We start from the raw sequence: 14,481 nt of genomic DNA, 5'->3' as shown, positions 1-14,481 counted from the left end.
ACGATGCTACTGGGCCCGTCCCGCCCGCAACTTTCCAGCCCGCTCCCCGCGCTGGACAATTGATCAGCAGACAACGCCGCGAGTATCGCCGGAGAGCGCTTCCGCGGCATTGTCCGCTGACCTCGAGCCGTGGGGTGAGCAGGGCGTCGGCGTTCAGCGATCCTGCGGCACGAGGGGGACAGCGGCCGATGTCAATGGGTCGGTCTGCGGGTGGTGTCCTCGGCCGCGATGGCAGCGGCGACCTCCGTGCAGGCGCCACGGATCAGCGCGCCGTAGTCGTCGTCCGGGAGGATGTCGAGGCGTTCGCGCGCGGCTTCGATGTGGCGGGTGGCGGCGGGGAAAGCACCGAGGCGGCGGAAATTGTCGGCGAGATTGAGGTGCAGGGAGGGGTAGAAGCCGGCGACCTGCATACCCGCGTGGTAGTCGTTCAGTCGGCGGTCGGAGAGTGCGTCGGCGGCGTCGAGGGCGCGGGTGTCCCAGACGAGGGCTTCGGCCGGGTCGTCGTAGGTGTCGGCCAGGTAGTGAGCCAGGGTGCACCGGTGCAGCGGGTCACCAGCTGGGCCGATGTCGGCCCAGACGTCGAGCAGGGCGGAGCGTGCGCGATCGGGATCGCCGGTGCGAAAGTCGGTGACGCCCTCTGTGATTCGGGACATGATCGGGTCGGCGGTGGTCATCGGAAGGTCTCCTCGGTGGGTTCGGGTCTGACACGGCAGTGTCGACATCAGGTCGCCGTTTTCGGCGGAACGGCCCCGGACGGACAGGTCCGGGACGATGAGCGGAGCGGCACGTGGACCGCCAGGCAAGTCAGCGGGAGGTCATCGGGCGGGGCGGCACGGCATTGCCAGGGTCAGCAGGTCGCCGTCGTCGGCCGAGCGGATCAGGGCGGGCTGATCAGGGGCGATGAGGTCGAGCATCACGTCGGGGCCGACGGCGGTGGCGACGGCCGGATACAGGGTGGTGACGGCGAAATGGATCGTCATCGTGGGGCCGGTGACTGTTGCCCGCAGGATCGGCGCCTCACCTGATACCGGTGCCCGATACTCCGCGGAGTCGGCAACCGAAATCTCTTGGGCGACAGAATCATCCGTCTCGGCGATGCCCGCCGCGGGGACGTGCTCCGACCACGAACTCGAGGCAATCATGGAGACGGCGCCGGTCGGGTTCGCTTGCAGGACAACCATAGGCGAGTCGGCGTGCTCCATGGCGTAGAGCAGTGCCGCACGGCTGAGCACGACCCGGGTTCGCACTGCGGGAAGCGCGGCCAGCATTGCCCGGTAGTCGGGGAACTCGTGCGTCGATCGTCGGCAGCTGCGTCGAGTCTCGTCCCGCCGGGCGGTGGGCTGTGCGGTCGGCCCGCCCCCGGCTTTCGCGTGGTCGGGTGAATCCGTGGTGGCCCTGCAGAATTCGATGCGATCGCGCTCTGGGCGGATCGCGATGACATGTTGGCGCCGCAACCAGGACACGGCAGCGCGGAGGTCGGCGGCGTCGATCGTAGCGTCCCATCTCGCGGCGCTGACCCGGGTCGGGCGGACGGTACGGGTGGCCAGGCGGCAGCGGTCCGTCGCGGTGAGCGTCAATTGCTGCCCGTCGGTCTCGAACAGGATGGTGTCGAGAACCGCCAGGTCCGAGTCGGCGACGGTGGCTGTCGCGACCTGGTCGATCGCCGCCGCCAACACCGGTCCGCCCACCCATAATTCGCCGCGGTCTACCGCGGACGTGCTCGGTGCGCGATCGGCCCCGTGCACGGGCTCCGCGTTTCGCACCGCTGCGAGCGGCGAACGCGTATCTCCCCGACCATCGAGTCGCACAGAGCCCTGGTCGTTACGACCGCCCCCGGCGAGTTCCGATCCGCGCATGGCGAGGAGAGCGCCGCGAGCGGCCGTCGCGGCGGCGCGGATCGTGTCCTGATGGCGGTCGAGGTCGGCGAGGTGGTGGTCGAGTAGGGCGATCGCGCGAGTGGGATCGGATTCGGTGAGCAGGGTGGTGACCGCGGGGAGCGGCATGTCGACAGCGCGTAGGTGGCGCAGCAGGCGGGCCGGAGCGGACTGTTCGGGGGCGTAATAGCGGTAGCCGGTGGCCTCGTCGACGACGGCGGGCGCCAGGACGCCCGCGTCGGCGTAGAAGCGCAGGGCGCTGGCGCTCAGGCCGCTGACGCGGGCGAAGGCTCCGATGGTGATCAGCTCGGTGTCGGGCACCGATTCATCATCGGGGTTCGAGTGAGTCGAAGGTCAAATCGTCGATCGGTCGGTGCCCGCGGCGACCATCTCCGGGGAGCCGGTGCCGAGATGGCGGTACACGTTGGCCATCACCAATTGACCGAGCGCGTTGTTGCCGACGCCGCCGATCACCGCGCCGATACCAGCGGGGATCAGGGTGCCGAACAGCAGCAGACCACGTTTGACCAGGTAGTTCACGATGAACCGCTTGGCTGGGGAGTCGGGCATGCTCGCCAGACCGGGAATGTGGTCGGTGACGACCGAGAGCCACTGCCCCTTCTTGTGGCCCGCGGTCTCGTCGAGCAACTTCGTGCCCACGTTGCCGAGCACGACCTTCGACACCAGATGCGCCTGCCGCGGGTCGTCGGGAGCCAGGCCGTACGCGGCGGCGGCGCCGACCGACAGCACCGACGAAGCCTCGAGGAAGACCAACGTGTCCACACCGGTAGCGGCCAACCCGATCAGGGTGCCCACCCCGGGGACCGCGGCAGTGAGCCCGACCGCGACGCCACTGGCGGTGACCACCACCAGGTATTGGCGCGAGAGCCGCTGCACAGTCTCCACCGGCGCCTCGTCGGGGTGCCTACTGCCCAACCAGTCGACGTACCGGTTCACCACCGGCGCCTGCGCCTGCGCGACCCTGTCGAGTGCGGGAACAACACGCTTGTCCACGAATTCACGCAACATGCGGCGACTCTCCTGTCAGTACTCGGCTGGCGAAGGATCCGCCACTCACCCTAGCGACTACCCGCGAACCGCCGCGTCACGCTTGACGTCTTCGTCACATCGACCGGCCGGTCGGCCTCGCCGCGTCAGCGATGCGTGGCGGCCGAATCACGGTGCGGTTCGGGGCACAGTGGGTGGGTCGTAGGCTGGAGCATCATGACCAGGAGTGCGCCCGATTCTTGTCCAGGGGTTCTGCGGTTGCATCAAGCGGCCGACGGGCCGTTGGCGCGGATTCGCGTGCCCGGTGGGCGGCTGGAGTCGGCACAGTTGCAGACGCTGGCCGATGCGGCGCGTGACCTGGGCAACGGCAACCTCGAGCTCACCTCCCGGGGCAACATTCAGCTCAGACAGGTGCGTGACGCGTCCGAACTGGCCCTGAGATTGGGCGTGGCCGGGCTGTTGCCCAGCGAGACGCATGAACGGGTCCGCAATATCGTGGCCTCGCCGATGTCCGGGCGGATCGGCGGTTTCGCCGATGTGCGGGGTCTGGCCGCCGACCTCGACGCCGGGCTGCTGGCCGATCCGCGGCTTGGCGACCTGCCGGGACGGGTGCTGTTCACCCTCGACGACGGTCGCGGCGATGTGAGCACGCTGCACGGCGATATCGGCGTGCAAGCGGTCGCCGCCGACCAGTTCGCACTGCTGTTGGCGGGCGCAGATACCGGACTTCGCATCAGCGCGGGCGAGGCGGTCGACGTCATGCTCGACGCGGCGCGCGGCTTTCTGGATCTGCGCGGAACCAGCGACCGCGGCCAGTGGCGGCTGCACGAAGTTCCGGGCGGCGTCGAATCGGTGATCGAGACGCTGAACCGTTCCCCCGCCGGTGCGCCCCTCGAACTCGGTGCGGCACACGACATTCCGATCGGCTGGCTCGACCAGGACAACGGCCTGGTCACCCTCGGCGCCGGCGTACCGCTGGGCACCCTCTCCGCCAGGACCACCGAATTCCTTGCCGCCGTCGAACGCCCCGTCTTCGTCACCCCGTGGCGCAGCCTGGTGATCACCGACCTCGACGAGGGCCCCGCCGAGACCATCGTCCGAGTCCTCGCCCCGATGGGCCTGATCTTCGACGCGAACTCCCCCTGGCTGCAGGTCAGCGCCTGCGTCGGCCGCCCCGGTTGCGCCAAATCCCACACCGACGTCCGCGCCGATCTCACCGCCGCCGTCGAATCCGACCGCGTCCGGCCCGGAACGCCCGATGCCCCAGCCGACCCCGAGCAGTCGGTCACGAATACCACCGCAGCCGATCCGGAGAACCTGTTGCTCGCCGAGAACCTCACCGCGACAGACAATTTCGCGCATCATGTGTCCGCGAAGGACGAACTCGTTGCGGCCGAAGCCGTCACCGTGGCGGGTCGCCAACACTGGTCGGGGTGCGACCGTCGCTGCGGCCGCCCGCGCGGACCGGTGACCGATGTCGTCGCCACCGACCACGGCTATCGCGTCGACCCCGACGACGCCACGACCGCGCTCTGACCGCAGGTCGGCGGGGGGGCGAAACTCGATCGACGATCGCGAAAACGTCTCGTACCCTTGCCTTCTCACTATGAGGGGGTTCGCCGGTGCTCGGTGGTCGTGCCATCGGCAAGATCGTCTCCGACGCGTACCTGCTGCGCGACGGCGGCACCGAACACGAGTGAACTATCGCGGTCCGTGGGCGGCGGCGGCCCCACCCGGCCGGCGCGCTGTCGTGTCGCGGCGGGTGTGCAGTTCGAGCACACAGCACTTCACGCCGCCGCCGCCCTTGCGCAGTTCGGACATGTCGACCGGGACGGGGACGAAGCCGCGCTCGCGCAACTGCGCGATGAGCCCGGTGGCACCGGGGTCGAGGAAGACGTGTTCACCGTCGCTGAGCCCGTTCAAGCCGAAGGAGATCGCATCGGTGTCGTCGGCGCGGATCGCGTCCGGGTACAGCGCGGTCAGCACGTCGCGGGCGGCGGGGCTGAACGCGGCCGGGTAGTAGGCGATGGTGGTGTCGTCGAGAACCATCAGCGCGGTGTCGAGGTGATAGAAGCGCGGGTCGACCAACTCGAGTGACACCACCGGCATATCGAAGTACCGCTCGACCTCCGCGTGCGCGGACAACGAACAGCGGAACCCGACACCGGCCAGAATCCGCTGCCCGGCGAACGCGAAATCACCCTCCCCCTCATTGGTTTCGGCCGCGGCGGCCAGCTCGCGCAATTCCCTGGCGGCGAACCACCGATGGAAGGCGGGGCCCTCGGCGGCGCGTTCGGGGTGGGCGAAATGGGCCGAGAGCGCGTGTCCGCCGATCACGATGCCGCTGTTGGCGGCGAAGACCATGTCCGGCAGACCGGGCTCACCGGGCACCGTTTCCACCGTGTGCCCGTGCGCTTCCAGGGTGGCGCGCAGGATCTCCCACTGCGCGAGCGCCCGCGCCCGGTCGACGGGAGCGGCCGGATTCATCCACGGGTTGATCGCGTAGGTGACCTCGAAATGGTCCGGTCGACACAGCACGTAGCGGCGCGGTGAGGCAATCCGCGCAGTCGCTGAGAATTCAGTCGCTGAGACATCAGGCGCGAGCGCTGAGACACGAAGGGGGCTAGCGGCGGTCATCAGGACTCCTGGTGGCTGCGCGGGATGGTTTCCACGACCGTAATCGCCGTTCCATTGCACGGGGAACACTGATTCGTTGTGCATTTCGGTGCAAGAATGGAAGATCATTGCGCAATCGAAGAAAGCGAGCGACGTGGACGACATCGATCGGCGCATTCTCTCGGAGCTGCTCGTCCGTGCCCGCGCCTCCTTCCAGGAGATCGGTTCGGTGGTCGGACTGTCCGCTCCCGCGGTGAAACGGCGGGTCGACAAGATGGTCGCGAGCGGGCAGATCACCGGGTTCACCGCGCAGGTCAACCCGGCCGCGCTGGGCTGGACGACCGAGGCCTACGTCGAGGTCTACTACCGCGACAACATCTCCCCGGCCGAGCTGCGCCGCACCTTGGAGCCCATTCCGCAGGTCGTCGGGGTGTGGACGATCGCGGGCGAGGCCGACGCGCTGGTGCACGTAATGGCCACCGATATGGCCGAGATCGAGGTGACCGTCGAACGGATCAGGGAGAACGCCCGCGTCGGGCGCACCCGCAGCTCGCTGGTGATGTCGCGCATTCTCGAACGCCCTCGCACCTGAGCCGCGCGACACCACGTCAGACCCAGGTTCTAGGGTTGTCCGCATGTCCGACGTGCGTGCCAGCTACCTCACCGACGGGGCCGAGATCTATCGGCGCTCGTTCGCGACGATCCGCGCCGAAGCCGACCTCACCGGTTTCCCCGCCGATGTCGAACGGGTGGCGGTGCGAATGATCCACGGCTGCGGGCAGGTCGACCTGGCCCCCGATATCGCCTACTCCCCCGGCGTGGTCGCCGCCGCACGCGCCGCCCTGCGCGCGGGCAAGCCGATCATCTGCGATGCCAACATGGTCGCCTCGGGCGTGACCCGCAAACGCCTGCCGGCCGATAACGCGGTGCTGTGCAACCTCACCGACCCGCGCGTGCCCGAACTCGCCGCACGACTGGGCAATACCCGCTCGGTGGCCGCATTGGAACTGCTGCGCGACCAGCTCGACGGTGCGGTGGTGGCCATCGGTAACGCGCCGACCGCGCTGTTCCACCTGCTCGACATGCTCGACGCCGGTGCACCGCGACCCGCCGCGGTTATCGGCATCCCGGTCGGATTCATCGGCGCCGCGGAATCCAAGCAGGCGCTGATCGAGCACGGCGGGATCGAATATCTGACCGTCCGCGGCAGGCGGGGCGGCAGCGCGATCACCGCGTCGGCACTGAATGCGATTGCGAGTGAACAGGAATGAGCGAGATCAGCACAGGCAAACTGTGGGGTATCGGTCTCGGCCCCGGCGATCCGGAACTGGTGACGGTGAAAGCCGCCCGGCTCATCGCCGAAGCCGATGTGGTCGCGTTCCACAGCGCCAAGCACGGGCGCAGCATCTCCCGCGCCATCGCCGCGCCGTACCTGCGCGCGGGGCAGATCGAGGAGCACCTCGTGTATCCGGTGACCGTGGAGACCACCGATCATCCCGGCGGGTATCAGGGTGCGATCGACGAGTTCTACGAGCAGGCCGCCGCGCGACTTGCCACGCACCTGGCCGCAGGGCGCACCGTCGCGCTGCTCGCCGCCGGTGATCCGCTGTTCTACTCCTCCTATATGCACATGCACCGCCGGCTGGCCGATCGGTTCGACGCCGAGATCGTGCCCGGCATCACCTCCGTCAGCGCGGCTTCGGCGGCGCTCGGGACTCCCCTCGTCGAAGGTGAACAGGTGCTCACGGTGCTGCCCGGCACCATGCCCGTCGACGAGCTGACCGCGCGGCTGCGGGAGACCGACGCCGCCGCGATCATGAAGCTGGGGCGCACGTTTCCCGGTGTACGCCGAGCGCTTTCGGACTCCGGCCGGTTGGCTGACGCCTACTACGTCGAACGCGCGAGCAGCACCCGCCAGCGGGTACTCGCCGCGGCCGATGTCGACGAGGCGGACGTGCCGTACTTCTCGATCACCCTGGTGCCGGGCCCGACACCGACCACACCGATCCCCGCTCGCGGCGCTGTCGACCACGGTCAGGCCCTACCCGAAGCCGACCGCACGACCACGTCCAGCGACTCGGCGATCGAAGCACCCGTGGCGACGACACCGGGCGAAGTCGTCGTGGTCGGCCTCGGTCCCGGTGCCGCGGACTGGACGACTCCCCAGGTCACCGCGGCGCTGGCCGAGGCGACCGACCTCGTCGGCTACGCCACCTATATCAACCGCGTCCCCGAGCGGGCCGGTCAGCGCAGGCACGCCAGCGACAACAAGGTCGAATCCGAGCGCGCCGCGATGGCGCTGGACCTGGCAAAGCGAGGCGCGCGCGTGGCAGTGGTGTCCTCGGGCGATCCGGGCGTCTTCGCCATGGCGGCAGCCGTTCTCGAAGTATCGGCGGAGCCACAGTTCAAGGACGTCCCGGTGCGGGTGCTGCCCGGCATGACCGCGGCCAACGCGGTGGCGAGCCGGGCGGGCGCGCCGCTCGGACACGACTACGCCATGATCTCGCTGTCGGACCGCCTCAAGCCGTGGGATGTTGTCGCACAACGCCTTTCGGCCGTGGCCGCGGCCGACATGGCCATCGCGATCTACAATCCTGCCTCCACGCAGCGCCGCTGGCAGGTCGGCGCCATGCGCGATGTCCTGCTCGAACACCGCCCGCCGCAGACACCGGTGGTGCTCGGCCGTGATGTCGGCGGACCGACCGAATCGGTCCGGGTGACCACTCTCGGCGAGCTGGATCCGGACGAGGTCGACATGCGCACACTGCTGATCATCGGATCCTCGACCACCACGGCCTTCGACACGCCGGAAGGCACCCGGGTATTTACTTCGCGCAGGTACGGGTCGGTGCCGAGCCGATAGTCGGCGCGGGGTCATCAGAAGCCCACACGGTCGGCACCCCTGCCCGACCCGCGCGGTCGGCGAAGCCCGACGATGCGGATCCGCGATGGCACACTGGATCCGCGGGCATGCCCGCAAGCACAACAGCGTGACAGCTCGTTTCCTGGTTCGATTCCCCAACGCGTCCCATGAGGACGGTGAAAGGATTCACCACGATGAGAGTTCAGCACCACGCACGACACACCCTCCGTACTCGATTACGACGCGGCGTGACGGTCGGTCTGATCGCCGCCGCCATGGCGGTTCCCGTCGCCGGGATCGTGCCGGTCACCGCGTCGGCCCAACCAGCACCACCCGCAGCGCCCGCACCACCAGCACTGCCCGCACTTCCCGCACTGCCCGCGGCGCCTGCCGCACCGGCCGCACCTGAAGCACCGGCAGTGCCCGGCGCGCCCGCGTTGCCAGGCCTGGGTATTCCCGGGGCACCCCTCGCCGAGACCGCTTCCAGCATCACCCTGAGCGTCCAAGGCGTGGACGGCACGCCGATCCCGGTCAGCATCGATGCCACGGCCACGGTCGAGGACCTGAAGATCATCCTCGCGGAGGAGACCGGAATTCCGGCGGATGAGCAGCGGCTCATCATCGCGGGCGGCGTAGAGCTCGAGGACTCCAGGACACTGGCATCCTATGAGCTGACCGAAGGCGCCGACGTGAACCTCGCGGTGGCCTGAATCTGACGGGTCGAGCACCGCGGCGATGGTGCTCAGCGCGCGAGCACCATCGCCGCACCCCGGTCCGGGAACACGCCGCGACAGGCGGCACTCTTGGTGTACCGCGCACCCGGGCGTAACATTCCACTTAGGAATGTAGTTCGAAGGGAGTTGACCGTTGACCGACACCGCGATTCGACGCCGCCCGCTGAACTCCACCGCGGCCTCGCTACTCGGGTTCCTGCACGAGGGCCCGAAGTCGGGCTGGGACCTCGCCACCCAGGCCCAGCAGCGCATCGGCGATTTCTGGACGATCACCCAGAGCCAGGTTTATCGCGAACTGTCGACGATGGATGCCGCGGGCCTGGTCACCAAGGGTGAACGCGGCGCAAGGGAGCGCACGCCGTACCGGATCACCGACATCGGGCGCGAGGCCTTCGCCGAGTGGATCGGACGCGATCCGGGCGCCGAGACCATCCGGGTGCCGCTGCTGCTCACGCTGTCTTTCGGCGAGCACCTGGATCCGGCGCATCGTGATCGGATCATCGCCGCCAACAAGAACATTCATCAGGATCGGCTCGATCGCTACCTCGACGAAGACGAGACCGCGCTGGCGCCGCATCAGCGGGCTACGCTCGAATTCGGTATCGCCTACGAGCGGGCGGTCCTGCACTGGTTCGACCAGCTGCCGACGATCTTCACCCCGCCACACCCCCCGCCGACAGCTTTCGGCACCACGCGGCCCGCCTGACGACCACCGGGTTCAGCGCACCCGGTGCGACGAGAACTCGCGCAGCCAGTCGACAGCGTCACCGACCTCGGCGACAGCCACCGCACCTGTGGGCAGCGGTGGCCGGTCGATCATGATCACCGGCAGGCCCGCGGTGCGAGCGGCGAAGATCTTCGCCTCGGTCTGCTCACCGCCGCTGTTCTTGGTGACCAGCACGTCGATGCGATGCCGCGACATCAACACCAGTTCTTCATCGAAAGTGAACGGCCCCCGCGCCAGTAACAGTTTGGAACGCGGCGGCAACGGAGCCGCGGGGGCGTCGATGGAGCGGATGACGAAGCCGTGCCCGACGCAGCCGACGAACGCGCCGATGCCCTGGCGGCCGATGGTCAGCAGGACCTGCTTGTCGCGCGCGGTCAGGGCCGCGGCCGCCGAAGCGAGATCGGGCACCCTGGTCCACAGGTCACCGCACCGCTGCACCCACTCCGGGCGGCGCAGGTGCAGCGCGGGAATATCCAGTTCGGCCGCCGCGGTGGCGGCGTGCGCGCTCACCTGCGCGGCGAACGGATGGGTGGCGTCCACGACGGCATCGATCGCGTTCTCGCGTAGCCAGGTTCGGAGGCCCTCGACACCACCGAACCCGCCAACGCGGACCGCACCGACCGGCAGCCGCGGATTGGCGACCCGCCCGGCAAGGGAGGACACGATGTCGAGTCCACGCTCGGCGTACGCTCTGCGCGCCAACTCCCTGGCTTCACCGGTGCCACCGAGGATGAGAACTCTCAGGACAGGCCTCCGCGGTCATCGGCGCCGGCATCACCATCGAACTTCGAGTACTTCATGTAACTCTCCATCATGGAAATCGAACCGAGGGGATCACCCGGAACGGCAACGACCATACCCCCGAGGCGATGGTTCTACACGTTCGGTCTGAAACTTTTACGGCGCGCGGCCCCGGCGAGAACGGATTCACCGTGATCTGCGCGTGATCTGCTCGTGATCTGGACTACGGGTCCACGCTCTGTCGACCAGCGGGTTTTCGGACAACCCACTGGGCGACCGGCAGGTGCGGTCGCCAGGCCGTGAACCCACCGAGCGGTTCACCTCGATAGATCTGAAATTTGCGCAGCGTGCCACCGAAGCCCGCGGACCAGTCGAGCAGCAGCGCTTCCGATTCCGCGGTGACCGCGTTGGCGACGAGGCGACCGCCCGGGCGCAGACGTTGCCAGCACCGCTCGAACATGCCGTCCTGGGTGAGGCCGCCGCCGAGGAATACGGCGTCGGGCGCCGGGATCGTTTCCTCGGCTAATTCCGAGCTTACTTCGCCGCGGATCGTTATTCCCGGTACGCCGAGTGCGTCGATATTGGTCGCGATTTGTTCTCGGCGCGCGGGCAGTCGCTCGAACGTGACGGCGCGGCACAGTGGATGGGTGCGGCACCATTCGATGGCGATACTGCCCGAACCGCCACCGATATCCCAGAGCATTTCCCCCGGTGCCGGGGCGAGAGCGGTGACAGTGAGCGCGCGAATCTCCGCTTTGGTGAGCTGGCCGTCGCCGGCGAAGGCGGTGTCGGCCAGGCCGGGCAGGCGGGTGTCGCGGCGGGTGCCGGGGTCGGCACGGCAGTCGATGGCGACGATGTTGAGTGGGTCGCCGAGCGGGTGTGGCCAGGTGGCGGCGGGGCCGGTGCGCAACTGTTCGGCGGGGCCGCCGAGTTGCTCGAGGACGGTCAGCGTCGACGCGCCGAACCCGTTGTCACGCAGCAATTCCGCGAGTCGGGACGGCGTCCGCGCATCTTCGCTGAGCACCAGAATCCGACGATTTTCCGACAATTCGGGCAGCACGGTGGGCAATGGCCGGGCAACCACGCTCATCACCGGAGTTTCGGCCAGTGGCCAGCCGAGCCGGGCGCACGCCAGCGAGGCCGACGAAGGCTGCGGGAACACGCGCAGCGCCGCCGGACCGAACCGGCGGGCCAGGGTGACGCCGATTCCGTAGAACATGGGGTCGCCGCTGGCGAGGACGCCGATGCGGCGATCGACGTTGCGTGCGAACAACTCCGGCAGCGCGGGCAGCAGCGGTGTCGGCCACGGCACGCGTTCGATATCGCTGGGTGGGAGCAACGCCAGTTGGCGTGGGGATCCGAACACCACGTCACAGTCGCCGATGGCCCGGCGGACGTTATCGCCCAGTCCGGGCCAGCCGTCGGCACCGATTCCGGCGACCACGATCGGGCGGCCTGCCCAGTCCGCTGGTTCGGTCACCGTGGCATCCGGCGCCAGACGGATTGCGGGAGCAGGCGCATCACGAAGAACGCCAGGGCCAGTCGGCCGGGAATGGCGACCCGGATGGCGCCCTTGCCGAGGCTGCGGACGACGGCGTCGGCGACCTGGTCGGGGGTGCTGGACATGGGGGCGGGGTCCATCCCGGTGGTCATGCGGCCGATCACGAATCCCGAGCGGACCAGCAGCAATTGGACGCCGGTGCCGTGCAAGGCGTCGCCGAGGCCGCTGGCGAAGCCGTCCAGACCTGCTTTGGCCGAACCGTAGACATAGTTCGCCCGGCGCACGCGCACGCCCGCGATGGAGCTGAAGACGACGATCTGGCCGGATCCCTGTGCGCGCATCAAGGTCGCCAGGGTCGTGAGAACACTGACCTGCGCGACGTAGTCGGTGTGCACCACCGCGACCGCGTGCGCCGGGTCGTGTTCGGCGCGGTCCTGATCGCCGAGGACACCGAAGGCGAGCACCGCGGTGCCGATGCCACCGTGCTCGGCGGCGAGCTTTTCCAGCAGTGGCGCGTGGGTGGCGGTCTCGTCGGCGTCGAATTCCACGGGGTGCACGGCGCTCGCGCCCGCCGCGCGCACCTGCTCGATCTCGGCGTCCAACGCGTCGGCCCGGCGGGCAGCCAGGATCACCACCCGCCCTGGTGCCAGCCTGCGCGCCACCTCGAGGCCGATCTCACTGCGCCCACCCAGGACCAACACCGGCCCGTCGTTCTGCTGCGTTCCCATAGCGCCAGTCTGTCATCCGGCTAGCGCCAGTCTGTCATCCGGCGGATCCGGCCGATCGCGGCCTGCCAGGGTGACGGGCACGGCCGAAACCCGCGGCGACGGTCGTCGGTCGACCCGACTACCGTTTGCTCCATGCCGACCGCCACCGCACAGCTGTCCCCCGCCGCGCTCGAGTTCGTCACCGAGCGGCACCTCGCCACCCTCACCACCGTGCGCGCCGACGGCACCCCGCACGTGGTGGCGGTGGGCTTCACCTGGGATCCCGAGAGCGGGATCGCCCGCGTCATCACCGACGGCGCGTCGGTGAAGGCCCGCAATGCCGGACGCGGTGGTTACGCGGCGGTGAGCCAGGTGGACGGCGCGCGCTGGCTCACCCTCGAAGGACCGGCGACCGTGCTTGCCGACAGCGCCGACGTCGCGGAGGCGGTCCGCCGCTACACCGAGCGCTACCGGGTGCCCCGCGAGAACCCCACACGCGTCGTCGTCGCGATCCAGGTACGCCGGGTGCTGTCGTCGAGCACGCTGAAATAGACTGCGCGCGAACCGCTTACAGCACCGTCAGGCCGTGTGGGCGATTGTTCATCGACTCCACGCCGTTCTCGGCGACGACGACGATGTCCTCGATCCGCGCGCCCCATCGGCCGCGGAAGTAGATTCCCGGTTCGATGCTGAACGCCATGCCCGGCTCGAGGACCAGGTCGTTGCCCGCCACGATGTAGGGCTCCTCGTGTACCGACAGGCCGATGCCGTGACCGGTGCGGTGGATGAAGGCGTCGCCCAGGCCCGCGTCGGCGAGCACGGTGCGGGCGGCGGCGTCGATCGACTCCGCGGTCACCCCGGGCCGCACCGCCGCGACCGCCGCGGCCTGGGCAGCCTCGAGCACTGCCAGCTTCTCGACGATCTCCGGGCTCGGGGTGCCGAGGACGTAGGTGCGAGTCGAGTCGGAGTAGTAGCCGGGTTCGACCGGGCCGCCGATATCGATGACGACCACGTCGCCCTGTTCGACGACGCGATCGGACACCTCGTGGTGCGGGTCGGCACCGTGCGGGCCGCTACCGACGATGACGAACGCCGCCTCGGTGTGGCCTTCCGCGATGATCGCGGCGGTGATATCGGCGGCCACCTCGGCCTCGGTGCGGCCAGCCCGCAGGAATTCGCCCATCCGCGCGTGCACACGATCGATGGCCGCGCCTGCCCGGCGCAGCGCGTCGATCTCGGCCTCGTCCTTGATCATTCGCGACTCGCGAAGCACCGGCGTCGCCGAGGCGGGCAACCCGGTCGTCGATTCGGCGAGCGGGATCAGGTGCAGTGCGGGCATCGCGTCGGCGACGGCGATACGCGATCCGGCGTGCAGTATCGAGCGGACCAGCTGGTACGGATCGACGCCGTCGACCCAGTCCAACACCTGCAGACCGAGTTCACCCGCCGCGGAATCGCCGAGGGAAGCCAACTCGAGTTTCGGGATGACCACCGACGGTGTGGCCCCGTCGGCCGGGATCACCAGGCAGGTGAGCCGCTCGAAGGATTCCGCGGCCGAACCGATCAGGTAGCGCAGATCGGGGCCGGGGGTGATCAGCAGGGCGTCCAGATGCGCCGCGCGCATCAACTCGACAGCCCGCTCCAGCCGCTGACCGTAGACCTTCGCCGCGAACCTGGCATCCGTGTGCGCGCTCATGGGACCCGACGTTA

15 protein-coding genes are annotated in these 14,481 nt (G+C 69.0%); 7 read left to right on the top strand and 8 right to left on the bottom strand.

Going from position 1 to position 14,481, the window contains the following annotated elements; translation table 11 throughout:
- Positions 1 to 191 precede the first annotated feature (191 nt).
- From ACLJPD_RS14225 to ACLJPD_RS14215, 3 genes are all read right to left on the bottom strand, one after another.
- Complete coding sequence (locus ACLJPD_RS14225; RefSeq protein ID WP_410872552.1) at positions 192 to 674, bottom strand: hypothetical protein; 483 nt, start codon at positions 672 to 674, stop codon at positions 192 to 194.
- Positions 675 to 815: 141 nt separating this feature from the next.
- The gene (locus tag ACLJPD_RS14220; protein ID WP_410872551.1) at positions 816 to 2,195 is read right to left on the bottom strand and encodes a MerR family transcriptional regulator; all 1,380 of its coding nucleotides are present in this window, start codon (positions 2,193 to 2,195) and stop codon (positions 816 to 818) included.
- A 33-nt stretch (positions 2,196 to 2,228) separates the two neighbouring features.
- On the bottom strand, positions 2,229 to 2,903 hold the full coding sequence (locus ACLJPD_RS14215) for a hypothetical protein (protein ID WP_410872550.1): 675 nt from the start codon (positions 2,901 to 2,903) through the stop codon (positions 2,229 to 2,231).
- Positions 2,904 to 3,098: 195 nt separating this feature from the next.
- Here ACLJPD_RS14215 and cobG point away from each other — a divergent pair, with 195 nt between their 5' ends.
- Complete coding sequence (gene cobG / locus ACLJPD_RS14210; RefSeq protein WP_410872549.1) at positions 3,099 to 4,418, top strand: precorrin-3B synthase; 1,320 nt, start codon at positions 3,099 to 3,101, stop codon at positions 4,416 to 4,418.
- A gap of 165 nt (positions 4,419 to 4,583) precedes the next feature.
- Here the strand turns inward: cobG and ddaH are convergent, their stop codons facing one another.
- On the bottom strand, positions 4,584 to 5,519 hold the full coding sequence (gene ddaH, locus ACLJPD_RS14205) for a dimethylargininase (RefSeq protein ID WP_410872548.1): 936 nt from the start codon (positions 5,517 to 5,519) through the stop codon (positions 4,584 to 4,586).
- Between the two features lie 133 nt (positions 5,520 to 5,652).
- Here ddaH and ACLJPD_RS14200 point away from each other — a divergent pair, with 133 nt between their 5' ends.
- The 5 genes from ACLJPD_RS14200 (at position 5,653) to ACLJPD_RS14180 (ending at position 9,801) form a co-directional block, all read left to right on the top strand.
- Positions 5,653 to 6,090, top strand: a complete 438-nt coding sequence (locus ACLJPD_RS14200; protein WP_410872547.1) for an Lrp/AsnC family transcriptional regulator — start codon at positions 5,653 to 5,655, stop codon at positions 6,088 to 6,090.
- Between the two features lie 43 nt (positions 6,091 to 6,133).
- Positions 6,134 to 6,769 carry a precorrin-8X methylmutase gene (locus tag ACLJPD_RS14195; protein WP_410872546.1) on the top strand — a complete coding sequence of 212 codons (636 nt, stop codon included), beginning with the start codon at positions 6,134 to 6,136 and terminating at the stop codon, positions 6,767 to 6,769.
- Positions 6,766 to 8,361, top strand: coding sequence for a precorrin-3B C(17)-methyltransferase (gene cobJ, locus ACLJPD_RS14190; protein ID WP_410872545.1), 1,596 nt, complete (start codon positions 6,766 to 6,768; stop codon positions 8,359 to 8,361). Before ACLJPD_RS14195 ends, cobJ begins: the two co-directional genes overlap by 4 nt.
- 194 nt (positions 8,362 to 8,555) lie before the next feature.
- Positions 8,556 to 9,071, top strand: a complete 516-nt coding sequence (locus tag ACLJPD_RS14185) for a ubiquitin-like domain-containing protein (protein ID WP_410872544.1) — start codon at positions 8,556 to 8,558, stop codon at positions 9,069 to 9,071.
- Between the two features lie 157 nt (positions 9,072 to 9,228).
- Complete coding sequence (locus ACLJPD_RS14180) at positions 9,229 to 9,801, top strand: PadR family transcriptional regulator (RefSeq protein WP_410872543.1); 573 nt, start codon at positions 9,229 to 9,231, stop codon at positions 9,799 to 9,801.
- A gap of 12 nt (positions 9,802 to 9,813) precedes the next feature.
- Here ACLJPD_RS14180 and ACLJPD_RS14175 read toward each other — a convergent pair whose 3' ends face one another.
- The 3 genes from ACLJPD_RS14175 to ACLJPD_RS14165 all read right to left on the bottom strand — a co-directional run bounded on the left by ACLJPD_RS14175 (position 9,814) and on the right by ACLJPD_RS14165 (position 12,792).
- Positions 9,814 to 10,566, bottom strand: coding sequence for a cobalt-precorrin-6A reductase (locus ACLJPD_RS14175; RefSeq protein ID WP_410873407.1), 753 nt, complete (start codon positions 10,564 to 10,566; stop codon positions 9,814 to 9,816).
- 220 nt (positions 10,567 to 10,786) lie between these two features.
- Complete coding sequence (cbiE, locus tag ACLJPD_RS14170) at positions 10,787 to 12,061, bottom strand: precorrin-6y C5,15-methyltransferase (decarboxylating) subunit CbiE (protein ID WP_410873406.1); 1,275 nt, start codon at positions 12,059 to 12,061, stop codon at positions 10,787 to 10,789.
- Positions 12,040 to 12,792 (bottom strand): SDR family NAD(P)-dependent oxidoreductase, encoded by a 753-nt coding sequence (locus ACLJPD_RS14165; protein WP_410872542.1) that lies wholly within the window; start codon positions 12,790 to 12,792, stop codon positions 12,040 to 12,042. Before ACLJPD_RS14165 ends, cbiE begins: the two co-directional genes overlap by 22 nt.
- 132 nt (positions 12,793 to 12,924) lie before the next feature.
- Here ACLJPD_RS14165 and ACLJPD_RS14160 point away from each other — a divergent pair, with 132 nt between their 5' ends.
- Positions 12,925 to 13,323, top strand: a complete 399-nt coding sequence (locus ACLJPD_RS14160) for a PPOX class F420-dependent oxidoreductase (RefSeq protein ID WP_410872541.1) — start codon at positions 12,925 to 12,927, stop codon at positions 13,321 to 13,323.
- Between the two features lie 16 nt (positions 13,324 to 13,339).
- Here the strand turns inward: ACLJPD_RS14160 and ACLJPD_RS14155 are convergent, their stop codons facing one another.
- Positions 13,340 to 14,467 carry a M24 family metallopeptidase gene (locus tag ACLJPD_RS14155; protein WP_410872540.1) on the bottom strand — a complete coding sequence of 376 codons (1,128 nt, stop codon included), beginning with the start codon at positions 14,465 to 14,467 and terminating at the stop codon, positions 13,340 to 13,342.
- Positions 14,468 to 14,481 lie beyond the last annotated feature (14 nt).

The organism is Nocardia sp. A7, assembly GCF_046549215.1.
In the GTDB taxonomy this organism is placed as follows: domain Bacteria; phylum Actinomycetota; class Actinomycetes; order Mycobacteriales; family Mycobacteriaceae; genus Nocardia.
Note: the sequence above shows the minus strand (reverse complement) of the source record. Positions and strands in the feature narration are given on the sequence as shown.